The organism is Citrobacter sp. BIDMC107, assembly GCF_001037575.1.
Lineage (GTDB): Bacteria > Pseudomonadota > Gammaproteobacteria > Enterobacterales > Enterobacteriaceae > Citrobacter > Citrobacter freundii.
Genome location: NZ_KQ089848.1, coordinates 3,342,607 through 3,360,303, shown reverse-complemented (window position 1 = coordinate 3,360,303; position 17,697 = coordinate 3,342,607). Strand labels below are relative to the sequence as shown.

Genomic DNA, 17,697 nt, shown 5'->3' with positions numbered 1-17,697 from the left:
GAATCAGCAGATTACTGATATTCGCTCATCGGTACGCAGGAGCAGAACAGGTTACGGTCACCGTAAACGTCATCAAGGCGTTTCACGGTTGGCCAGTATTTGTTCGCCACACCCGCCGGGAAGACGGCGATTTCGCGGCTGTAACCGTGATTCCACTCCGCGACCAGCTCGTTTTGCGTGTGCGGTGAGTTAACCAGCGGGTTATCTTCCAGTGACCATTCACCGGCTTTCACGCGATCGATCTCAGCGCGGATTGCCAGCATCGCATTGATAAAGCGATCCAGTTCCACTTTGCTTTCAGATTCAGTCGGTTCAACCATCAGGGTACCCGCGACCGGGAATGACATAGTCGGCGCATGGAAACCGTAATCGATTAGGCGCTTGGCAATATCCAGTTCGCTGATGCCGGTCTCTTCTTTCAGTGGGCGAATGTCGAGAATACATTCATGCGCCACGCGACCATCGCGACCGGTATACAATACCGGATAAGCATCTTTCAGACGGCTGGCAATGTAGTTAGCGTTAAGAATCGCCACCTGGCTTGCCTGCTTCAGACCTTCTGCGCCCATCATACGGATGTACATCCAGCTGATTGGCAGAATGGATGCGCTACCGAACGGCGCCGCAGAAACTGCGCCCTGACGGGTCAGCATCCCTTCAATCTGCACTACGCTGTGGCCCGGTACAAACGGCGCCAGATGTGATTTCACGCCGATCGGTCCCATACCTGGGCCGCCGCCGCCGTGCGGAATGCAGAATGTTTTATGCAGGTTGAGGTGCGAGACATCTGCGCCAATAAAGCCCGGCGTGGTGATCCCAACCTGAGCGTTCATGTTCGCGCCATCAAGGTAAACCTGGCCGCCGAACTGGTGCACAACGTCGCACACTTCACGGATCGTTTCTTCATAAACGCCGTGGGTGGATGGATAGGTCACCATGATGCAAGAAAGGTTGTCGGCATGTTGTTCTGCTTTTGCTCGCAGATCGTCCAGGTCGATGTTGCCGTTCTTATCACAGGCGACAACCACTACCTGCATACCCGCCATCTGTGCAGACGCCGGGTTGGTACCGTGGGCAGAAGCCGGGATCAAGCAGATATCGCGATGACCTTCGTTACGGCTTTCGTGATAATGACGAATCGCCAGCAGACCCGCATACTCGCCCTGCGCACCGGAGTTCGGCTGCATGCAGACGGCATCATAACCGGTCAGTTTAACCAACCACTCGGAAAGCTGGCCGATCATCTGGTGATAACCTTCAGCCTGCTCTGGCGGGCAGAACGGATGCAGCTCAGCGAATTCAGGCCAGGTGATAGGGATCATCTCGGCAGCGGCGTTGAGCTTCATGGTGCAGGAACCCAGCGGGATCATTGCCTGATTCAGCGCCAGATCTTTACGCTCCAGTGAGTGCATGTAGCGCATCATCTCGGTTTCACTGTGATAGCGGTTGAACACCGGATGGCTGAGGATCGCATCGTCACGCAGCATGCTTTCCTGAATAGAACGGCTGTCGAGCGCCACGTCTTTATCCAGCGTATCGATGTTAAGAGCGTGACTGTCGCCCAGCAGAACATTGAACAACTGCACCACGTTTTCACGGGTGGTGGTTTCATCGAGCGTAATACCTACCGCGTTATGGATATCGCTACGCAGGTTGATTTCTGCCGCTTCGGCACGCGCCAGCACTGCGGCCTTATCGGCTACTTCAACGCACAGGGTGTCGAAGTAATGTGCATGACGCAGCTTCAATCCTTTCTGTTGCAGACCGGCTGCCAGGATATCAGTCAGGCGGTGGATGCGATTAGCAATGCGTTTCAGGCCAACTGGACCATGATAAACAGCATACAGACTGGCGATGTTGGCCAGCAGGACCTGCGAGGTACAAATGTTGGAGTTCGCTTTCTCGCGGCGGATATGCTGCTCACGAGTCTGCATCGCCATGCGCAGTGCGGTATTGCCCGCCGCATCTTTGGAGACGCCGATAATACGGCCTGGCATGGAGCGTTTGAATTCGTCTTTCGCGGCGAAGAATGCCGCGTGTGGGCCACCGTAACCCATCGGTACGCCGAAGCGTTGTGCAGAACCGAAAACGATATCCGCGCCCTGTTTGCCCGGAGCAGTCAGCAGTACCAGCGCCATAAAGTCGGCAGCGACACTGACCACAATTTTACGGGATTTCAGCTCAGTAATCAGTTTGCTGTAGTCATGCACTTCACCGGTGGTGCCAACCTGCTGCAACAGCACGCCAAACACATCCTGGTGATCCAGTGCTTTCGCCGCGTCATCGACAATCACGTCAAAACCAAAGGTTTGTGCACGGGTGCGCACAACATCCAGCGTTTGCGGATGGACATCAGCGGCCACAAAGAAGCGGTTGGCGTTTTTCAGTTTACTGACGCGTTTTGCCATCGCCATCGCTTCAGCCGCCGCGGTGGCTTCATCCAGCAGAGAGGCGGAGGCCATGTCCAGACCGGTCAGATCCAGCGTCACCTGCTGGAAGTTGAGCAGCGCTTCCAGGCGCCCCTGAGAAACTTCTGGCTGATACGGCGTATACGCAGTGTACCAGCCCGGGTTTTCCAGCATGTTGCGCAGGATAACCGGTGGCAACTGCACGGCGGTGTAGCCCATGCCAATGTAGGACGTGAAGCGCTTGTTACGCCCAGCGATGGCTTTTAATTCAGCCAGCGCAGCGTATTCGGTCGCCGCCTCGCCGACCTGCGGCGGGGTTGCGAGCTGAATGTCTTTCGGCACAATCTGGCCGATCAGCGCGTTTAACGACTCGGCGCCAACCGCATTCAGCATCTCTTGCTGCTGCGCGGCGTCCGGTCCGATGTGGCGTTCAATGAAAGCGCCGCTGTTTTCAAGCTGGCTTAACGTCTGTGTCATGGGCGATGGTTCCTGAAACGTGCAGTGAATCGTGATTGTCTCTGTCTACGAGCCCGGCAGCGCTAGCGCTTACCGGGTCTACGCATGCTTTGTAGGCCGGATAAGCGCAGCGCCATCCGGCAAAAGCGTATTTACTCGTCTTCTAACAATGCTTCATATGCGGCCGCATCCAGCAGCGATTCAATTTCGCTTTCATCGCTGGCTTTGATTTTGAAAATCCAGCCGCCCGCATACGGCTCGCTGTTGACCAGTTCCGGGGAGTCGCTGAGCGCGTCGTTAACCGCCACAATCTCACCACCTACTGGCGCATAGATATCGGATGCCGCTTTTACGGACTCCGCAACGGCGCAGTCATCGCCCGCGCTGACGGTTGCGCCAACTTCAGGCAGGTCAACGAAAACCATGTCACCTAACAGCTCCTGAGCGTGTTCGGTGATACCAACGGTGTAAGAGCCGTCAGCTTCTTTGCGCAGCCATTCGTGTTCTTTGCTGTATTTCAGTTCTGCAGGTACGTTGCTCATCAATCAATCTCCAAAAAAGGATGAATTACGCGACGGCTTTGCCGTTACGCACAAAAACAGGTTTAGTCACTTTTACCGGCATTTCGCGGTTACGGATCTGCACGATCGCAGTTTCGCCGATACCCGCAGGGACACGCGCCAACGCGATGCTGTAACCAAGAGTTGGGGAGAATGTCCCGCTGGTGATAATGCCTTCCTGCTGGTTGCCGGAAGCATCGGTGAAGCGCACCGGCAGTTCATTACGCAGCACGCCTTTCTCGGTCATCACCAGCCCGACCAGTTGTTCGTGGCCTTTTTCACGCTGCATTTCCAACGCTTCACGACCGATAAAGTCGCGGTCAGCCGGTTCCCATGCGATGGTCCAGCCCATGTTGGCCGCCAGCGGAGAAATGCCTTCGTCCATCTCCTGACCGTACAGGTTCATACCGGCTTCCAGACGCAACGTGTCACGTGCGCCGAGACCGCAGGGTTTGACACCAGCCTGTACCAGCGCACGCCAGAAATCTGCCGCTTTTTCATTCGGCATGGCAATTTCATAGCCTGCTTCGCCGGTATAACCGGTGGTTGCGATAAACAAGTCGCCCGCCTGAACGCCGAAGAACGGCTTCATGCCTGCTACCGCCTGACGCTGCTCGTCAGTAAACAACGTAGCTGCTTTTTCCTGTGCGTTTGGACCCTGTACCGCAATCAGCGACAGGTCGTCACGAACGGTGATGTCGATAGCGTATGGTTCAGCGTGTTGGGTAATCCAGGAGAGGTCTTTTTCGCGGGTGGCGGAGTTTACAACGAGGCGGAAGAAATCTTCAGTGAAGTAGTAGACAATCAGGTCATCTATCACGCCGCCCGAAGCGTTAAGCATACCGGAGTAGAGGGCTTTACCCGTCTTCGTTAGCTTTGCGACGTCGTTTGCCAGCAGATAACGCAAGAACTCCCGAGTGCGGCTACCGCGCAGGTCGACGATGGTCATATGCGACACATCAAACATTCCGGCATCGGTGCGAACAGCATGGTGTTCATCGAGCTGAGAACCGTAATGCAGTGGCATCATCCAGCCATGGAAATCGACCATGCGCGCGCCACATAGCGTGTGTTGTTCGTACAAAGGAGTCTGTTGAGCCATCTTTTCCTCGTTGAATAAGCGGGGCTATCAACTCTTTCGCGGTGAAATTATCGCCACGAAACCCAGCACCGCAGCCGCTCCAGGGGCTACGACGCAAACGTTCTCTTTGTCCTGAACTTACCACCGAAACAGACGCTAAACCATAAGTCAAAATTAACCATCACATTAGCTTATGGCGAAAAACAGCCAGATCGCCAACAGAATAAAACTCCATGTATGTAGTAAGAAATCAGAATAACAAACAAAGATAAGCGCAAACTTACAGCACCAATCCACATTAAATGTGGAAAAAATGTCAAAAATGGCGTTATGAAAAAAACGTGATATTAAAAAAACTAATGCGAAAAAAGGCGTGGAATTAGATTATTTCAAATGAGAGAAGCACCCCGGCGCGCAGGCCGGGAGAGGAAAGTGTGACGGGTCTCAAACTCTTAAGATTGTCCTTACGGACACTAACGTAACCACTCGGGAAGATCGTTCAGTCCCATCGCCTGACGGATGAGTTGTGGTTTTACGCCCGGGAGGGTATCGGCCAGTTTCAGCCCAATATCGCGTAGCAGTTTTTTCGCCGGATTCTCGCCTGCAAACAGTTCACGGAAACCCTGCATCCCTGCCAGCATCAGCGCTGCGCTGTGCTTACGGCTGCGTTCGTAGCGGCGTAAATAGAGATACTGCCCAATATCTTTACCCTGACGTTGTAGCCGCTTAAGTTCATCGATCAGCTCCGCCGCATCCATAAAGCCAAGGTTAACCCCCTGACCCGCCAGCGGGTGGATGGTATGCGCCGCATCCCCCACCAGCGCCAGACGATGGGCGGCGAACTGACGGGCATAACGTCCCGTCAGCGGAAACGCCTGACGTTCGCTTTCAAGGCTGCACAGCCCCAGACGATTATCAAAAGCGATATTCAGCGCCTGATTAAACTCGTCAACGCTTGCCTGCTGCATACGTTCTGCTTCCTGCGGCGAGAGCGACCAGACGATAGAACACAGGTGTGGATCGCTGAGCGGCAGGAATGCCAGGATCCCCTCGCCGTGAAACGCCTGACGCGCAACTGCACCGTGCGCTTCCTGCGTACGGATAGTCGCCACCAGCGCTTGATGACGATAATCCCAGAAGGTGAGCGGAATATCCGCTTTGTTGCGCAGCCAGGAGTTAGCACCATCAGCACCGACGACCAGGCGGGCCGTCAGCATTGCGCCATCTTTCAGGGTCAGAAATGCTTCGTTCTCACCCCAGGCCACCTGCTGTAATTCAGCGGGTGCCATCAGCGTAATATCCGCTGAACGCTGCGCCTTTTGCCACAGCGCATAATGAATCTCTGAGTTTTCGACAATGTGCCCCAAATGGCTGTAGCCCATGCTCTGGTCATCAAACGCAATACGTCCAAAGCTGTCTTTGTCCCAGACTTCCATGCCGTGGTAGCAGCAAGCGCGACGGGCAACAATGTCGGACCAGACACCAAGACGGGTAAGCAGTTTTTCGCTGGCGGCATTAATGGCCGAAACACGAAGCTGAGGAGGTGCATCCGCCGCCAACGGCTGCGGAACATGTTGTTCTAATACAGCAACGCGCAACCCGCTGCCCTGTAAGCCGCAGGCAACCGCCAGTCCTACCATGCCGCCACCAACAATTGCTACATCAACACTTTGCACTGTTTGCTCCTGAAAATAGGACAATCAAAAACCGTAGGCCGGATAAGGCAAAGCCGCCATCCGGCATCAATTCCGCGACATTGCCTGATGGCGCTGCGCTTATCAGGCCTACTTCTTTAATTCGGCCTACAGGTTATATTTAGCGCGCAACCCAGCCCAGGGTCCGCTCCGCCAGCGCATCGCGCGCAGGGGTGAATAATTCCATCGCCATCAGCCCGGCATTACGCCCAACAACCAGCGGGGCCCAGTGATTGGCAAACAAATACACTAAATTATTGGTCACACCAATCGTCGTATCACGATCGCTTTCGCGGCGCTGCTGATAGCGAGCCAGCACCGCATAATCACCCACATCTTCCGCGCCGTTTTCCGCCTGCGTCAACGTCTCAGCCAGGCTCATTACGTCACGCAGGCCCAGGTTGAAACCTTGCCCGGCAATGGGATGCAGCGTCTGGGCGGCGTTCCCTACCAGCACGGTACGATGGGTAATCGCCTTCAGCGCTGTAGTTAACGAAAGCGGATAGGCGCTGCGTTTACCGGCCTGGGTAATACGTCCCAGTCGCCAGCCAAAAGCGGTTTGTAGTTCACGGCAAAACTGTTCGTCAGACCAAGCCATAATCTCATCACGCTGCTCCAGCGGATGGCACCACACCAACGAGCAGCGACCGTCAGACATCGGCAGCATTGCCAGCGGACCATATTGCGTGAAGCGTTCAAACGCTCGCCCGTCGTGCGGTACAGAGGTCGTGACGTTGGCAATTACCGCCAGTTGCTCATAAGGCTGTTGCAGCCAGTCAACACCGCAGGCGGTAGCCAGTGCGGAGCGCGTACCGTCGGCGGCCACCAGCAGGCGACCATCAATCACTTCGCCATTTTCCAGCGTAACTTCTACGCGCTCCTGCGTGCGCGACACGCTGGCTACGCGATCGGGGCAGTGCAATGTGACGCCCGGTGCTTTGCGCAGCAGCGCAAACAGACGCAGCCCGACGTCGTGCAGTTCTACCACCTGGCCCAGAGCCGGAATACGGTATTCCTGCGCATCCAGCGTCACAAATCCGGCATGACCGCGATCGCTGACGTGAACCGTTTTAATGGCCGTTGCGCAATCGGCAATCGCCTGCCATACGCCAATTCGCGCCAGCTGTTGGCAGGTTCCTGCCGCCAGAGCGATCGCCCTGGCATCAAACCCGGGATGGCGGTCAGTTTCAGGTTCGCTCGCTTCTATCAGATGAACCGGCAGAGTCCCATGGCTGAGCTGAGAAATGGCCAACGCCAGCGTCGCGCCAACCATACCACCACCAACGATAATCACGCTCATTGCTGTCGCGCCGCAGCCATTAAGGCTTCAATGTCATCCGCTTTCTTCACTACGCTGGCGGTCAGGTTTTCATTGCCGTCCTCGGTGATGAGAATGTCATCCTCAATACGAATGCCGATACCACGATAAGCCGGCGGTACATCGGCGTCCGGCGCGATATACAGTCCCGGCTCGACGGTGAGCACCATTCCCGGCTCAAGAATACGTGAGCGGTCCTGACCATAAACGCCGACGTCGTGCACATCCAGCCCAAGCCAGTGGCTTAGACCATGCATAAAGAATGGGCGATGTGCATTTTCGGTAATCAACTGATCGACATCACCGTGCAAAATACCGAGTTTCACCAGACCCGTAATCATGATGCGCACCACTTCGCCAGTGACTTCCTGAATGGACGTTCCGGGACGATACAGACGCAGGCTGGTCTCTAAGGATTCCAGCACGATATCGTAGATTTCATGCTGTGCTGGGGTAAATTTACCATTTACCGGAAAGGTACGCGTAATGTCGCCCGCATAGCCTTTGTATTCACAGCCAGCGTCGATCAGCACCAAATCGCCATCGCGCATTTCACTTTCATTTTCGGTGTAATGCAGGATACAGCCGTTTTCACCGCTGCCGACAATCGTGTTATAGGACGGATAACGCGCACCATGGCGGGTAAATTCGTGGTGAATCTCCCCTTCTAACTGGTATTCAAACATTCCCGGACGGCATTTTTCCATCGCACGGGTATGCGCCAGCGCGGTGATTTCTCCGGTACGACGCATGACCGCAATCTCTTCCGGTGATTTGAACAGGCGCATCTCATGCACCATTGGACGCCAGTCGATAATCGCGGCAGGTGCGTGCAGATTTTGTCTGGAGCCTTTACGCAGTTTATCCAGTGCCGTGCACACAATCTCGTCGGCCCAGGCATATTCGCCCTGTGCGTGGTAGACCGCGTCCAGGCCATTGAGCAACAGGTGCAGCTGTTGGTTGATTTCACTGAAGGCCAGCGCCCTGTCAACGCCAAGTTTTGCCGGGGCAGCATCCTGGCCCAGACGGCGACCAAACCAGATCTCCGCCGTCAGATCGCGAACCCGATTGAACAAAACGCTATGGTTATGAGTGTCATCGCTTTTAATCAACACCAGCACGGCTTCAGGTTCGTTAAAACCGGTGAAGTACCAGAAATCACTGCTTTGGCGGTACGGGTATTCACTGTCCGCGCTGCGCGTCGCTTCAGGCGCGGCAAAAATCAGCGCGGCGCTGCCGGGCTGCATTTGTGCCAGTAAAGCCTGGCGACGACGCTGGAATTCTTGCTGAGATATCTCGCTCATCACACTCTCCTTTGCGTTTCGTTCTTAGTGCAGAGTCGGTTTACGGACTTCCGGCGCAGTCGGCTGCTGACGCGTAAACGTGTCATGACACAGCAAAGCGGCTACGCGCACGTATTCGATGATCTCTTCGAGCGACATTTCCAGCTCTTCCTGATCTTCGTCTTCGTCATACCCTAACTGCGCGATATTGCGCAGGTCGTCAATCGCTTCCCCGGTTTCGCCGGTTACTTTGTCGAGCTTCGGCTGCGTGACGCCAAGGCCCAGCAAAAAGTGGTTTACCCATCCCGCCAGCGCATCGGCGCGATCGAACACGCTGACGTCATCCCCTTCAGGCAGATAAAGCTGAAAAAGGAAGCCGTCGTCTTCGAGGGCATCGCTGGTGGCAGAGTGCATTTTCAGCAGCGCCTGAGCCAGCTCGTGACCAAAGGCCAGGCCTTCGTTCGTCAGGTCGTGCAACAGCGGCTGCCATGAGCTGTCGTTGTTTCCACCACAAATCATTCCGCTTATCAAGCCGTGCATTTCGGCCGGGGTTAATCCAGCCCCTTGTTGGTTCAAAAACTGGCTAACTTCGTTGTAACCAGGCATTTCGTTCTGTATAGACATAAGCATTCGTCATCAAAGGGAGGAATATTCATGGTATGCTACCACTTTGGACCCTGGTGGACCAGAAAAGGGCTTGTATCTTGATACCAGGGTAGCTATAGTGTCGCCCCTTCGCGGACCCACGGTCTGGAGACGAAGGCAGCGCAGTCAATCAGCAGGAAGGTGGCATGTCTGCACAACCCGTCGATATCCAAATATTTGGCCGTTCACTGCGAGTGAATTGCCCGCCTGAACAAAGGGATGCGTTGAATCAGGCTGCGGACGATCTCAATCAGCGATTGCAAGATCTAAAAGTTCGCACTAGAGTCACAAATACTGAGCAGTTGGTTTTCATCGCCGCGTTGAACATCAGCTATGAATTAACTCAGGAAAAAGCGAAGACGCGTGAGTACGCGGCGAGCATGGAACAACGTATTCGGATGCTACAACAGACCATCGAACAGGCGTTGCTTGATCAGGGTCGCATAACCGAAAAAACGGGCCAAAACTTTGAATAACACTTTTCGGTTTACTGTGGTAGAGTGACCGTGAAGACAAAATTTCTCTGAGATGTTTGCAAGCGGGCCAGTCCCCTGAGCCGATATTTCATACCACAAGAATGTGGCGCTCCACGGTTGGTGAGCATGCTCGGCCCGTCCGAGAAGCCTTAAAACTGTGACGACACATTCACCTTGAACCAAGGGTTCAAGGGTTACAGCCTGCGGCGGCATCTCGGAGATTCCCTTCTACCTGGCAACAGCCATGACATTACTTTCTGAACTCCCTTTATCCCGGCAAGAAATTCGTCAACTGATTCGGCAGCGTCGTCGTGCGCTTACCTCCGAACAGCAACGACAATACGGTCAGCAAGCCGCGACCCGAATGCTCAGCTTTCCCCCTGTTGTACTCGCTCATACGGTGGCAGTATTCCTCTCGTTCGATGGCGAACTCGATACCCAGCCGCTAATAGATCAGCTGTGGCGAGCGGGCAAGCGCGTCTATCTTCCGGTTCTTCATCCCTTCAGCGCCGGTAATTTGCTGTTCCTGCACTATCATCCGCATAGCGACCTGGTAACCAATCGCTTAAAGATCCAGGAACCACGACTTGATGTACGTGACGTATTACCACTGTCACAGCTGGATGTACTGATTACGCCGTTAGTGGCGTTTGATGAATATGGGCAACGCCTGGGCATGGGCGGCGGATTTTATGACCGCACGCTACAAAACTGGCAGCAGCATAAGATCCAGCCCGTAGGCTACGCGCACGATTGTCAGCGAGTAGAAAAGCTGCCTGTTGAAGAATGGGATATCCCGCTGCCTGCGGTGGTGACGCCGTCAAAAGTATGGGAATGGTAGCTTTTTTGTCGATTGACAGCGCCGTTTTTTTAAACTAACTTTCTCGGTGAAGGGTGAGGGAGGCGAACCTCCCTCCTGCGTACTCTCTGTTAATATGCTGGCGAAGCGATGATTAACAGGATCAGCAGCATGATGACGTATCTCATCATCGTCCCTTTCCTTTTTAAAGCCCCTATCGTAAATTCCTTTTATTGATGTACAACGCAGAGCGCAACCTTTAATTACCAATTGCGGCAAAGATCGAAAACGGAATGTATGCGTTACACAAAGAGATAGTAAGGCAGGATAATCAGAGGAAAGATGGGCAGGTCAACTGCCTGCCCATGTAGAGGAAATCAGTACAGCAGACGAGCGCGAATGGTTCCCGGAAGAGCTTTCATCGCCTGCAGCGCTTTCTCCGCCACATCTTCATCCGCTTCAATATCAATAACTACGTAACCTACCTGTGCGGAAGTCTGCAGATACTGTGCGGCAATGTTGACGCCCTGTTCGGCAAAAATCTGGTTCAGCGCGGTCAGTACGCCCGGACGGTTTTCGTGAATGTGCATCAGACGACGACCGCCGTGTAGCGGCAGCGAAACTTCCGGGAAGTTAACTGCAGACAGCGTAGAGCCGTTATCGGAATACTTGGTCAGTTTCCCAGCCACTTCCAGACCGATGTTTTCCTGCGCTTCCAGCGTTGAACCACCAATGTGCGGCGTCAGGATCACGTTGTCGAAATCACACAGCGGCGAAGTGAAAGGATCGCTGTTGGTTGCCGGCTCGGTTGGGAATACGTCGATTGCCGCCCCTGCCAGGTGCTTGGTCGCTAACGCGTCGCACAGCGCAGGAATATCAACAACCGTACCACGTGCGGCGTTAATCAGCAGCGCGCCTGGTTTCATCAACGCAATCTCACGCGCGCCCATCAGATTTTTGGTGGAGGCATTTTCCGGTACGTGCAAACTGACCACGTCGCTCATATTGAGCAGGTCGGAAAGATGCTGCACCTGCGTGGCGTTGCCGAGTGGGAGTTTATTTTCTATATCATAGAAATAGACATGCATCCCCAGCGATTCCGCCAGAATGCCTAGCTGAGTACCAATGTGGCCGTAGCCGATGATCCCCAGTTTTTTGCCACGCGCTTCAAAGGAGCCGGTAGCCAGTTTGTTCCACACGCCGCGGTGTGCTTTGGCGTTCGCTTCGGGTACACCGCGTAGCAGGAGAAGCAGTTCGCCAATCACCAGTTCCGCAACGGAACGCGTGTTAGAGAATGGCGCGTTAAACACGGGGATCCCGCGCTTTGCCGCAGCGGTCAGATCAACCTGGTTGGTGCCGATACAGAAGCAGCCAATCGCGACCAGTTTCTCTGCGGCGTCAATCACATCTTCAGTCAGATGGGTACGGGATCGCAGGCCAATGAAGTGGGCATCACGGATGGACTCTTTCAGTTGTTCAGTGTCCAGAGCGCCTTTGTGAAACTCGATGTTGGTATAACCTGCTGCACGAAGGCTTTCGAGTGCTTTTTGATGCACGCCTTCTACCAGCAGAAATTTAATCTTATCTTTCTCCAGTGATACCTTTGCCATTTCCCCGACCCTGTCTTTTTTTGTTCAAACTGATGTGTTGTGTGTGGGATTTTCATCCGCCTCTTCAACATATCAAAAAATAATATTGCGGCAATATGAACGTTTGCGTCGCCGTGCTGAAGAAATGTCATTCAGAGAGAAATGTCAGAGGAAAATACTGGCGATAACTTTTTCTTTGGAGAGATCGGCAGGACAATATTATAAACGTGACACAAGTCACCAAATTTGCCCTGCCAAAATTTTTTTAACGGGAGAAGACACTCCCATCAGATCATTTTACGATAGTTTTCACGCCGTCTGGGGTACCGATCAGCGCGACATCCGCACCACGGTTGGCAAACAGACCGACGGTTACCACGCCCGGAATCGCATTGATGGCGTTTTCCATGGCCACGGCGTCAAGGATCTCCAGACCATGTACATCAAGGATCACGTTGCCGTTGTCCGTCACTACGCCCTGACGGTATTCAGGACGACCACCCAGCTTCACCAACTGGCGAGCCACAGCGCTGCGCGCCATTGGGATCACTTCAACCGGCAGCGGGAAGTTGCCGAGAATGTCGACTTCTTTGGACGCATCCGCGATGCAGATAAATTTCTTCGCCACGGAAGCAATGATTTTTTCACGGGTCAACGCTGCACCGCCGCCCTTGATCATCTGCATGTGGCCGTTGATTTCATCCGCGCCGTCCACGTATACGCCGAGACTATCAACTTCGTTAAGATCGAACACGTGGATGCCAAGGCTTTTGAGTTTTTCGGTTGAAGCGTCCGAACTGGATACCGCACCTTCAATCTGACCTTTCATTGTGCCCAGCGCATCAATAAAGTGTGCGGCTGTTGAACCTGTACCTACGCCCACAATGGTACCGGGCTGTACATACTGAAGTGCCGCCCATCCTACTGCTTTTTTCAGTTCATCCTGCGTCATGATCGTTTCGCCTGTGATGTGAATATGGTGGGAAAATTCACGCGCATTATAGAACATTGTGCAGAAAAATGTCCCCACACCCGCTCGCAAGCGGCGGATTTCGTCTTTACCCAACCTAAATTTGTGTCATAGTGCAGAACAAGCAAAATTTTCAGGAGTGCGTCAAAGCAATGAAACGTCCGGACTACAGAACACTACAAGCACTGGATGCGGTTATTCGTGAACGAGGATTTGAGCGCGCGGCGCAAAAGCTGTGCATCACGCAATCCGCGGTTTCACAGCGCATAAAACAGCTTGAGAATATGTTCGGACAACCGCTGCTGGTGCGTACCGTACCACCACGCCCAACCGAACAGGGGCAGAAACTACTGGCGCTTTTGCGTCAGGTTGAACTGCTGGAAGACGAGTGGCTGGGTGATGAACAAACCGGATCGACACCGCTGCTGCTCTCACTGGCAGTGAACGCCGACAGTCTGGCGACCTGGTTGCTTCCGGCGTTAGCCCCGGTACTGGCCAATTCACCGATTCGGCTGAACCTGCAGGTTGAGGATGAAACGCGCACCCAGGAACGTCTGCGTCGTGGTGAAGTGGTCGGTGCGGTGAGTATCCAACATCAGGCGCTGCCAAGCTGTCTGGTGGATAAACTTGGCGCGCTGGACTACCTGTTCGTTGGCTCCAAACCTTTCGCCGAGCGTTATTTCCCTAACGGCGTCACCCGCTCCGCCCTGCTGAAAGCCCCGGCGGTAGCGTTTGACCATCTTGATGATATGCATCAGGCGTTCCTGCAACAAAACTTCGATCTGCCGCCGGGAAGCGTGCCGTGCCACATCGTTAACTCTTCTGAAGCCTTCGTCCAGTTGGCGCGTCAGGGCACCACCTGCTGCATGATCCCGCACTTACAGATTGAGAAAGAGCTGGAAAGCGGCGAGCTGATCGATTTAACGCCAGGTCTGTTCCAGCGTCGGATGCTGTACTGGCACCGTTTTGCACCGGAAAGCCGCATGATGCGCAACGTTACCGACGCGCTGCTGGAATACGGGCACAAGGTGTTGCGCCAGGATTAAACCGTTTATTGCTCCAGAGTGCCGGATGGCGGCGTAACGCCTTATCCGGCCGACAAGCCTTTACCCTCTATTCATGCTATTCCCGCCACGTCTTTGAAATAAATCACAAAATCAAACACGCCATGCGGCAAAAAACGACGCCCTGTTGGCTATTTTTTGCTGGCGACAAGCCAAATGAAAAAGCTCACCGTATCCGCAAAGATTCAACTTATTGCGTAATACGGAGCAAAAAATGGCAAACGTGCAGGAGTGGCAAACACTCGCTAATAAAGAACTCAGTCGACGGGAAAAAACCGTCGAATCGCTGGAAAGACAGACGGCGGAAGGAATTGCCATCAAGCCGCTATACACTGAAGCGGACCTCGATAATCTGGAAGTCACGGGCACTCTTCCCGGCCTACCGCCTTACGTGCGTGGCCCGCGCGCCACCATGTATACCGCGCAGCCGTGGACCATTCGCCAGTACGCTGGTTTCTCTACCGCCAAAGAGTCCAACGCCTTTTACCGCCGCAACCTCGCCGCCGGGCAAAAAGGACTTTCCGTCGCCTTTGACCTTGCCACCCATCGCGGCTATGACTCTGACAACCCGCGCGTGGCAGGTGACGTCGGCAAAGCGGGCGTGGCGATCGATACTGTCGAAGATATGAAGGTGCTGTTCGACCAGATTCCGCTGGATAAGATGTCGGTATCAATGACCATGAACGGCGCGGTGCTGCCGGTACTGGCGTTTTATATCGTGGCTGCAGAAGAACAAGGCGTAACGCCAGAGCAACTCACCGGGACCATTCAGAACGATATTCTGAAAGAGTACCTGTGCCGCAATACCTACATTTACCCGCCAAAACCTTCAATGCGCATCATCGCCGACATCATCGCCTGGTGTTCCGCCAATATGCCGCGCTATAACACCATCAGTATCAGCGGTTATCACATGGGGGAAGCCGGGGCGAACTGCGTCCAGCAGGTGGCGTTTACGCTGGCTGACGGCATTGAGTACATCAAAGCCGCGCTGTCTGCCGGGCTGAAAATTGATGACTTCGCGCCGCGCCTGTCATTCTTCTTCGGCATCGGCATGGATCTGTTTATGAACGTCGCCATGCTGCGTGCGGCTCGCTATTTGTGGAGTGAAGCAGTCAGCGGTTTTGGCGCAAACAACCCGAAATCTCTCGCTCTGCGTACCCACTGCCAGACCTCCGGCTGGAGTCTGACCGAGCAGGATCCTTACAACAACGTGATCCGCACGACCATTGAAGCGCTCGGCGCTACGCTTGGCGGCACCCAGTCTCTGCATACCAACGCCTTTGATGAGGCGCTCGGGCTACCCACCGATTTCTCCGCCCGCATCGCGCGTAATACACAGATCATCATTCAGGAAGAGTCAGAGATCTGCCGCACCGTCGATCCGCTGGCCGGATCGTATTACGTCGAGTCGCTCACCGATCAAATCGTGAAGCAAGCGCGCACGATCATCAAAAAAATTGATGAGGCAGGCGGCATGGCGAAAGCGATCGAAGCCGGGCTCCCTAAACGGATGATCGAAGAAGCTTCCGCGCGCGAGCAGTCGCTGATCGACCAGGGTAAACGCGTTATCGTCGGCGTGAACAAATACAAGCTGGATAAAGAAGACGAAACGTCGGTACTGGAAATCGACAACGTGAAGGTACGCAACGAGCAAATTGCCTCGTTGCAGCATATCCGCGCAACTCGCGACACAGATGCCGTCAATGCCGCACTCGCGGCGCTGACCCACGCCGCGCAGCATAATGAAAATCTGCTGGCCGCCGCCGTTAACGCCGCCCGCGTTCGCGCCACGCTCGGTGAGATCTCCGACGCGCTGGAAACCACTTTTGACCGCTATCTGGTTCCCAGCCAGTGCGTCACCGGCGTGATTGCGCAAAGCTATCACCAGTCCGACAAATCCGCCGATGAGTTCGACGCCATTGTTGCGCAAACCGAGCAGTTCCTCGCGGAAAATGGTCGCCGACCGAGGATCCTGATCGCCAAGATGGGCCAGGATGGTCACGATCGCGGCGCGAAAGTGATCGCCAGCGCCTACTCCGATCTCGGCTTCGATGTCGATCTCAGTCCGATGTTCTCCACACCAGAAGAGATCGCCCGTCTGGCGGTAGAAAACGATGTGCATGTAATAGGCGCATCGTCACTGGCGGCGGGTCATAAAACGCTCATCCCGGAACTGGTTACCGCGCTCAAAAAATGGGGGCGTGAAGATATCTGCGTGGTAGCAGGAGGCGTTATTCCGCCACAGGATTACGCCTTCCTGCACGAGCATGGCGTGGCAGCCATTTATGGCCCCGGCACGCCAATGCTCGACAGCGTCCGCGATGTGTTAACCCGTATCAGTCAGCATCATGATTAACGCCGCTACGCTTGAGGATGCCGTCCGCCGCTTGCGACTTGGCGAACGGGCTACGCTCGCCCAGGCGATGACGCTGGTCGAAAGCAGCCACCCGCGCCACCAGCCGCTGAGTACGCAGTTGCTGGACGCAATTATGCCGTTCACCGGTAACGCCCTGCGTTTGGGGATAACCGGTACGCCGGGCGCGGGCAAAAGCACCTTTCTGGAAGCATTCGGCATGCTGTTAATCCGTCACGGATTACGGGTGGCGGTGATCGCCGTCGATCCCAGCAGCCCGGTCAGCGGTGGCAGCATTCTTGGCGATAAAACCCGCATGACGGAGCTGTCTCGCGCCGAATCTGCGTTTATTCGCCCGGTCCCTTCCAGCGGTCATTTAGGCGGAGCCAGCCAGCGCGCCCGCGAATTAATGCTGCTTTGCGAAGCGGCTGGCTTTGACGTGGTGATTGTAGAAACCGTCGGCGTTGGGCAGTCAGAAACCGAAGTCGCAGGCATGGTGGATTGCTTTATCTCACTGCAAATTGCCGGCGGTGGCGACGATTTGCAAGGCATCAAAAAAGGTCTGATGGAAATGGCGGATCTGGTCGTCATCAATAAGGACGACGGCGAGAACCATGCCAGCGTGGCCATCGCCCGCCATATGTACGAATCCGCCCTGCATATTCTGCGCCGTAAATATGACGAGTGGCAGCCGCTGGTTCTGACCTGTAGCGCCCTGGAAAAACGCGGTATTGAGGAGGTCTGGCAGGCGATAACCGACTTTAAAACGTGCCTTAGCGCCAGCGGTCGACTGGAAAAAGTCCGCCAGCAGCAGGCGGTGGACTGGTTACACCAGCAGGCTGAAGAAGAAGCCCTACATCTGCTGTTTGCGCGGACTGATTTCGACCGCTATTTCCAGCAGACGCTACAGGCCGTCAAAAATAACGATCTGTCGCCGCGCACCGGTCTGCGGCACATCAGCGAATTTATCCAGCATCATTACTTTCAATAAAGAGAAC

General features: G+C 54.7%; 14 protein-coding genes and 1 other RNA gene. 6 read left to right on the top strand and 9 right to left on the bottom strand.

Annotated elements, in window-relative coordinates:
* Positions 1-11 precede the first annotated feature (11 nt).
* From gcvP to SK39_RS15695, 7 genes are all read right to left on the bottom strand, one after another.
* Positions 12-2,885, bottom strand: a complete 2,874-nt coding sequence (gene gcvP / locus SK39_RS15725; protein WP_048217185.1) for an aminomethyl-transferring glycine dehydrogenase — start codon at positions 2,883-2,885, stop codon at positions 12-14.
* A 131-nt stretch (positions 2,886-3,016) separates the two neighbouring features.
* Positions 3,017-3,406 (bottom strand): glycine cleavage system protein GcvH, encoded by a 390-nt coding sequence (gene gcvH / locus SK39_RS15720; RefSeq protein WP_003838257.1) that lies wholly within the window; start codon positions 3,404-3,406, stop codon positions 3,017-3,019.
* Positions 3,407-3,431: 25 nt separating this feature from the next.
* On the bottom strand, positions 3,432-4,526 hold the full coding sequence (gene gcvT, locus SK39_RS15715) for a glycine cleavage system aminomethyltransferase GcvT (RefSeq protein WP_003026967.1): 1,095 nt from the start codon (positions 4,524-4,526) through the stop codon (positions 3,432-3,434).
* A 452-nt stretch (positions 4,527-4,978) separates the two neighbouring features.
* Positions 4,979-6,181 carry an FAD-dependent 2-octaprenylphenol hydroxylase gene (gene ubiI, locus SK39_RS15710; RefSeq protein ID WP_048217184.1) on the bottom strand — a complete coding sequence of 401 codons (1,203 nt, stop codon included), beginning with the start codon at positions 6,179-6,181 and terminating at the stop codon, positions 4,979-4,981.
* Positions 6,182-6,320: 139 nt separating this feature from the next.
* On the bottom strand, positions 6,321-7,499 hold the full coding sequence (gene ubiH / locus SK39_RS15705; RefSeq protein WP_003026973.1) for a 2-octaprenyl-6-methoxyphenyl hydroxylase: 1,179 nt from the start codon (positions 7,497-7,499) through the stop codon (positions 6,321-6,323).
* Complete coding sequence (pepP, locus tag SK39_RS15700) at positions 7,496-8,821, bottom strand: Xaa-Pro aminopeptidase (protein ID WP_048217183.1); 1,326 nt, start codon at positions 8,819-8,821, stop codon at positions 7,496-7,498. Before pepP ends, ubiH begins: the two co-directional genes overlap by 4 nt.
* Before the next feature lie 24 nt (positions 8,822-8,845).
* Positions 8,846-9,424, bottom strand: coding sequence for a YecA/YgfB family protein (locus SK39_RS15695; RefSeq protein WP_003026978.1), 579 nt, complete (start codon positions 9,422-9,424; stop codon positions 8,846-8,848).
* 167 nt (positions 9,425-9,591) lie between these two features.
* Here SK39_RS15695 and zapA point away from each other — a divergent pair, with 167 nt between their 5' ends.
* The 3 genes from zapA to SK39_RS15685 all read left to right on the top strand — a co-directional run bounded on the left by zapA (position 9,592) and on the right by SK39_RS15685 (position 10,762).
* On the top strand, positions 9,592-9,921 hold the full coding sequence (gene zapA / locus SK39_RS15690; RefSeq protein WP_003026980.1) for a cell division protein ZapA: 330 nt from the start codon (positions 9,592-9,594) through the stop codon (positions 9,919-9,921).
* A gap of 41 nt (positions 9,922-9,962) precedes the next feature.
* Positions 9,963-10,146: non-coding RNA, 6S RNA (gene ssrS, locus SK39_RS26050), on the top strand.
* Between the two features lie 19 nt (positions 10,147-10,165).
* Positions 10,166-10,762: a 5-formyltetrahydrofolate cyclo-ligase gene (locus SK39_RS15685; RefSeq protein ID WP_046670315.1), complete on the top strand. Its 597-nt coding sequence runs from the start codon at positions 10,166-10,168 to the stop codon at positions 10,760-10,762.
* 335 nt (positions 10,763-11,097) lie between these two features.
* Here SK39_RS15685 and serA read toward each other — a convergent pair whose 3' ends face one another.
* Positions 11,098-12,330 carry a phosphoglycerate dehydrogenase gene (gene serA / locus SK39_RS15680; RefSeq protein WP_048217182.1) on the bottom strand — a complete coding sequence of 411 codons (1,233 nt, stop codon included), beginning with the start codon at positions 12,328-12,330 and terminating at the stop codon, positions 11,098-11,100.
* 271 nt (positions 12,331-12,601) lie between these two features.
* Complete coding sequence (rpiA, locus tag SK39_RS15675) at positions 12,602-13,261, bottom strand: ribose-5-phosphate isomerase RpiA (RefSeq protein WP_003026986.1); 660 nt, start codon at positions 13,259-13,261, stop codon at positions 12,602-12,604.
* 170 nt (positions 13,262-13,431) lie between these two features.
* On the opposite strand from rpiA, the gene argP reads away from it, so the two are divergent.
* The 3 genes from argP to meaB all read left to right on the top strand — a co-directional run bounded on the left by argP (position 13,432) and on the right by meaB (position 17,690).
* The gene (gene argP, locus SK39_RS15670; protein ID WP_003026988.1) at positions 13,432-14,325 is read left to right on the top strand and encodes a DNA-binding transcriptional regulator ArgP; all 894 of its coding nucleotides are present in this window, start codon (positions 13,432-13,434) and stop codon (positions 14,323-14,325) included.
* 232 nt (positions 14,326-14,557) lie between these two features.
* Positions 14,558-16,702, top strand: a complete 2,145-nt coding sequence (gene scpA / locus SK39_RS15665) for a methylmalonyl-CoA mutase (RefSeq protein WP_048217180.1) — start codon at positions 14,558-14,560, stop codon at positions 16,700-16,702.
* Complete coding sequence (gene meaB / locus SK39_RS15660) at positions 16,695-17,690, top strand: methylmalonyl Co-A mutase-associated GTPase MeaB (RefSeq protein WP_048217179.1); 996 nt, start codon at positions 16,695-16,697, stop codon at positions 17,688-17,690. The genes scpA and meaB overlap by 8 nt, the downstream gene beginning before the upstream one ends.
* The last annotated feature ends 7 nt before the right edge of the window (positions 17,691-17,697 follow it).

Excerpts from the sequence above, each read along its gene's own strand:
- rpiA (WP_003026986.1), bottom strand. The coding sequence starts at position 13,261 with ATGACGCAGGATGAACTGAAAAAAGCAGTAGGATGGGCGGCACTTCAG.
- scpA (WP_048217180.1), top strand. The coding sequence starts at position 14,558 with ATGGCAAACGTGCAGGAGTGGCAAACACTCGCTAATAAAGAACTCAGT.
- gcvT (WP_003026967.1), bottom strand. The coding sequence starts at position 4,526 with ATGGCTCAACAGACTCCTTTGTACGAACAACACACGCTATGTGGCGCG.
- pepP (WP_048217183.1), bottom strand. The coding sequence starts at position 8,821 with ATGAGCGAGATATCTCAGCAAGAATTCCAGCGTCGTCGCCAGGCTTTA.
- meaB (WP_048217179.1), top strand. The coding sequence starts at position 16,695 with ATGATTAACGCCGCTACGCTTGAGGATGCCGTCCGCCGCTTGCGACTT.
- gcvP (WP_048217185.1), bottom strand. The coding sequence starts at position 2,885 with ATGACACAGACGTTAAGCCAGCTTGAAAACAGCGGCGCTTTCATTGAA.
- gcvH (WP_003838257.1), bottom strand. The coding sequence starts at position 3,406 with ATGAGCAACGTACCTGCAGAACTGAAATACAGCAAAGAACACGAATGG.
- SK39_RS15685 (WP_046670315.1), top strand. The coding sequence starts at position 10,166 with ATGACATTACTTTCTGAACTCCCTTTATCCCGGCAAGAAATTCGTCAA.
- zapA (WP_003026980.1), top strand. The coding sequence starts at position 9,592 with ATGTCTGCACAACCCGTCGATATCCAAATATTTGGCCGTTCACTGCGA.
- serA (WP_048217182.1), bottom strand. The coding sequence starts at position 12,330 with ATGGCAAAGGTATCACTGGAGAAAGATAAGATTAAATTTCTGCTGGTA.
- SK39_RS15695 (WP_003026978.1), bottom strand. The coding sequence starts at position 9,424 with ATGTCTATACAGAACGAAATGCCTGGTTACAACGAAGTTAGCCAGTTT.
- ubiH (WP_003026973.1), bottom strand. The coding sequence starts at position 7,499 with ATGAGCGTGATTATCGTTGGTGGTGGTATGGTTGGCGCGACGCTGGCG.
- argP (WP_003026988.1), top strand. The coding sequence starts at position 13,432 with ATGAAACGTCCGGACTACAGAACACTACAAGCACTGGATGCGGTTATT.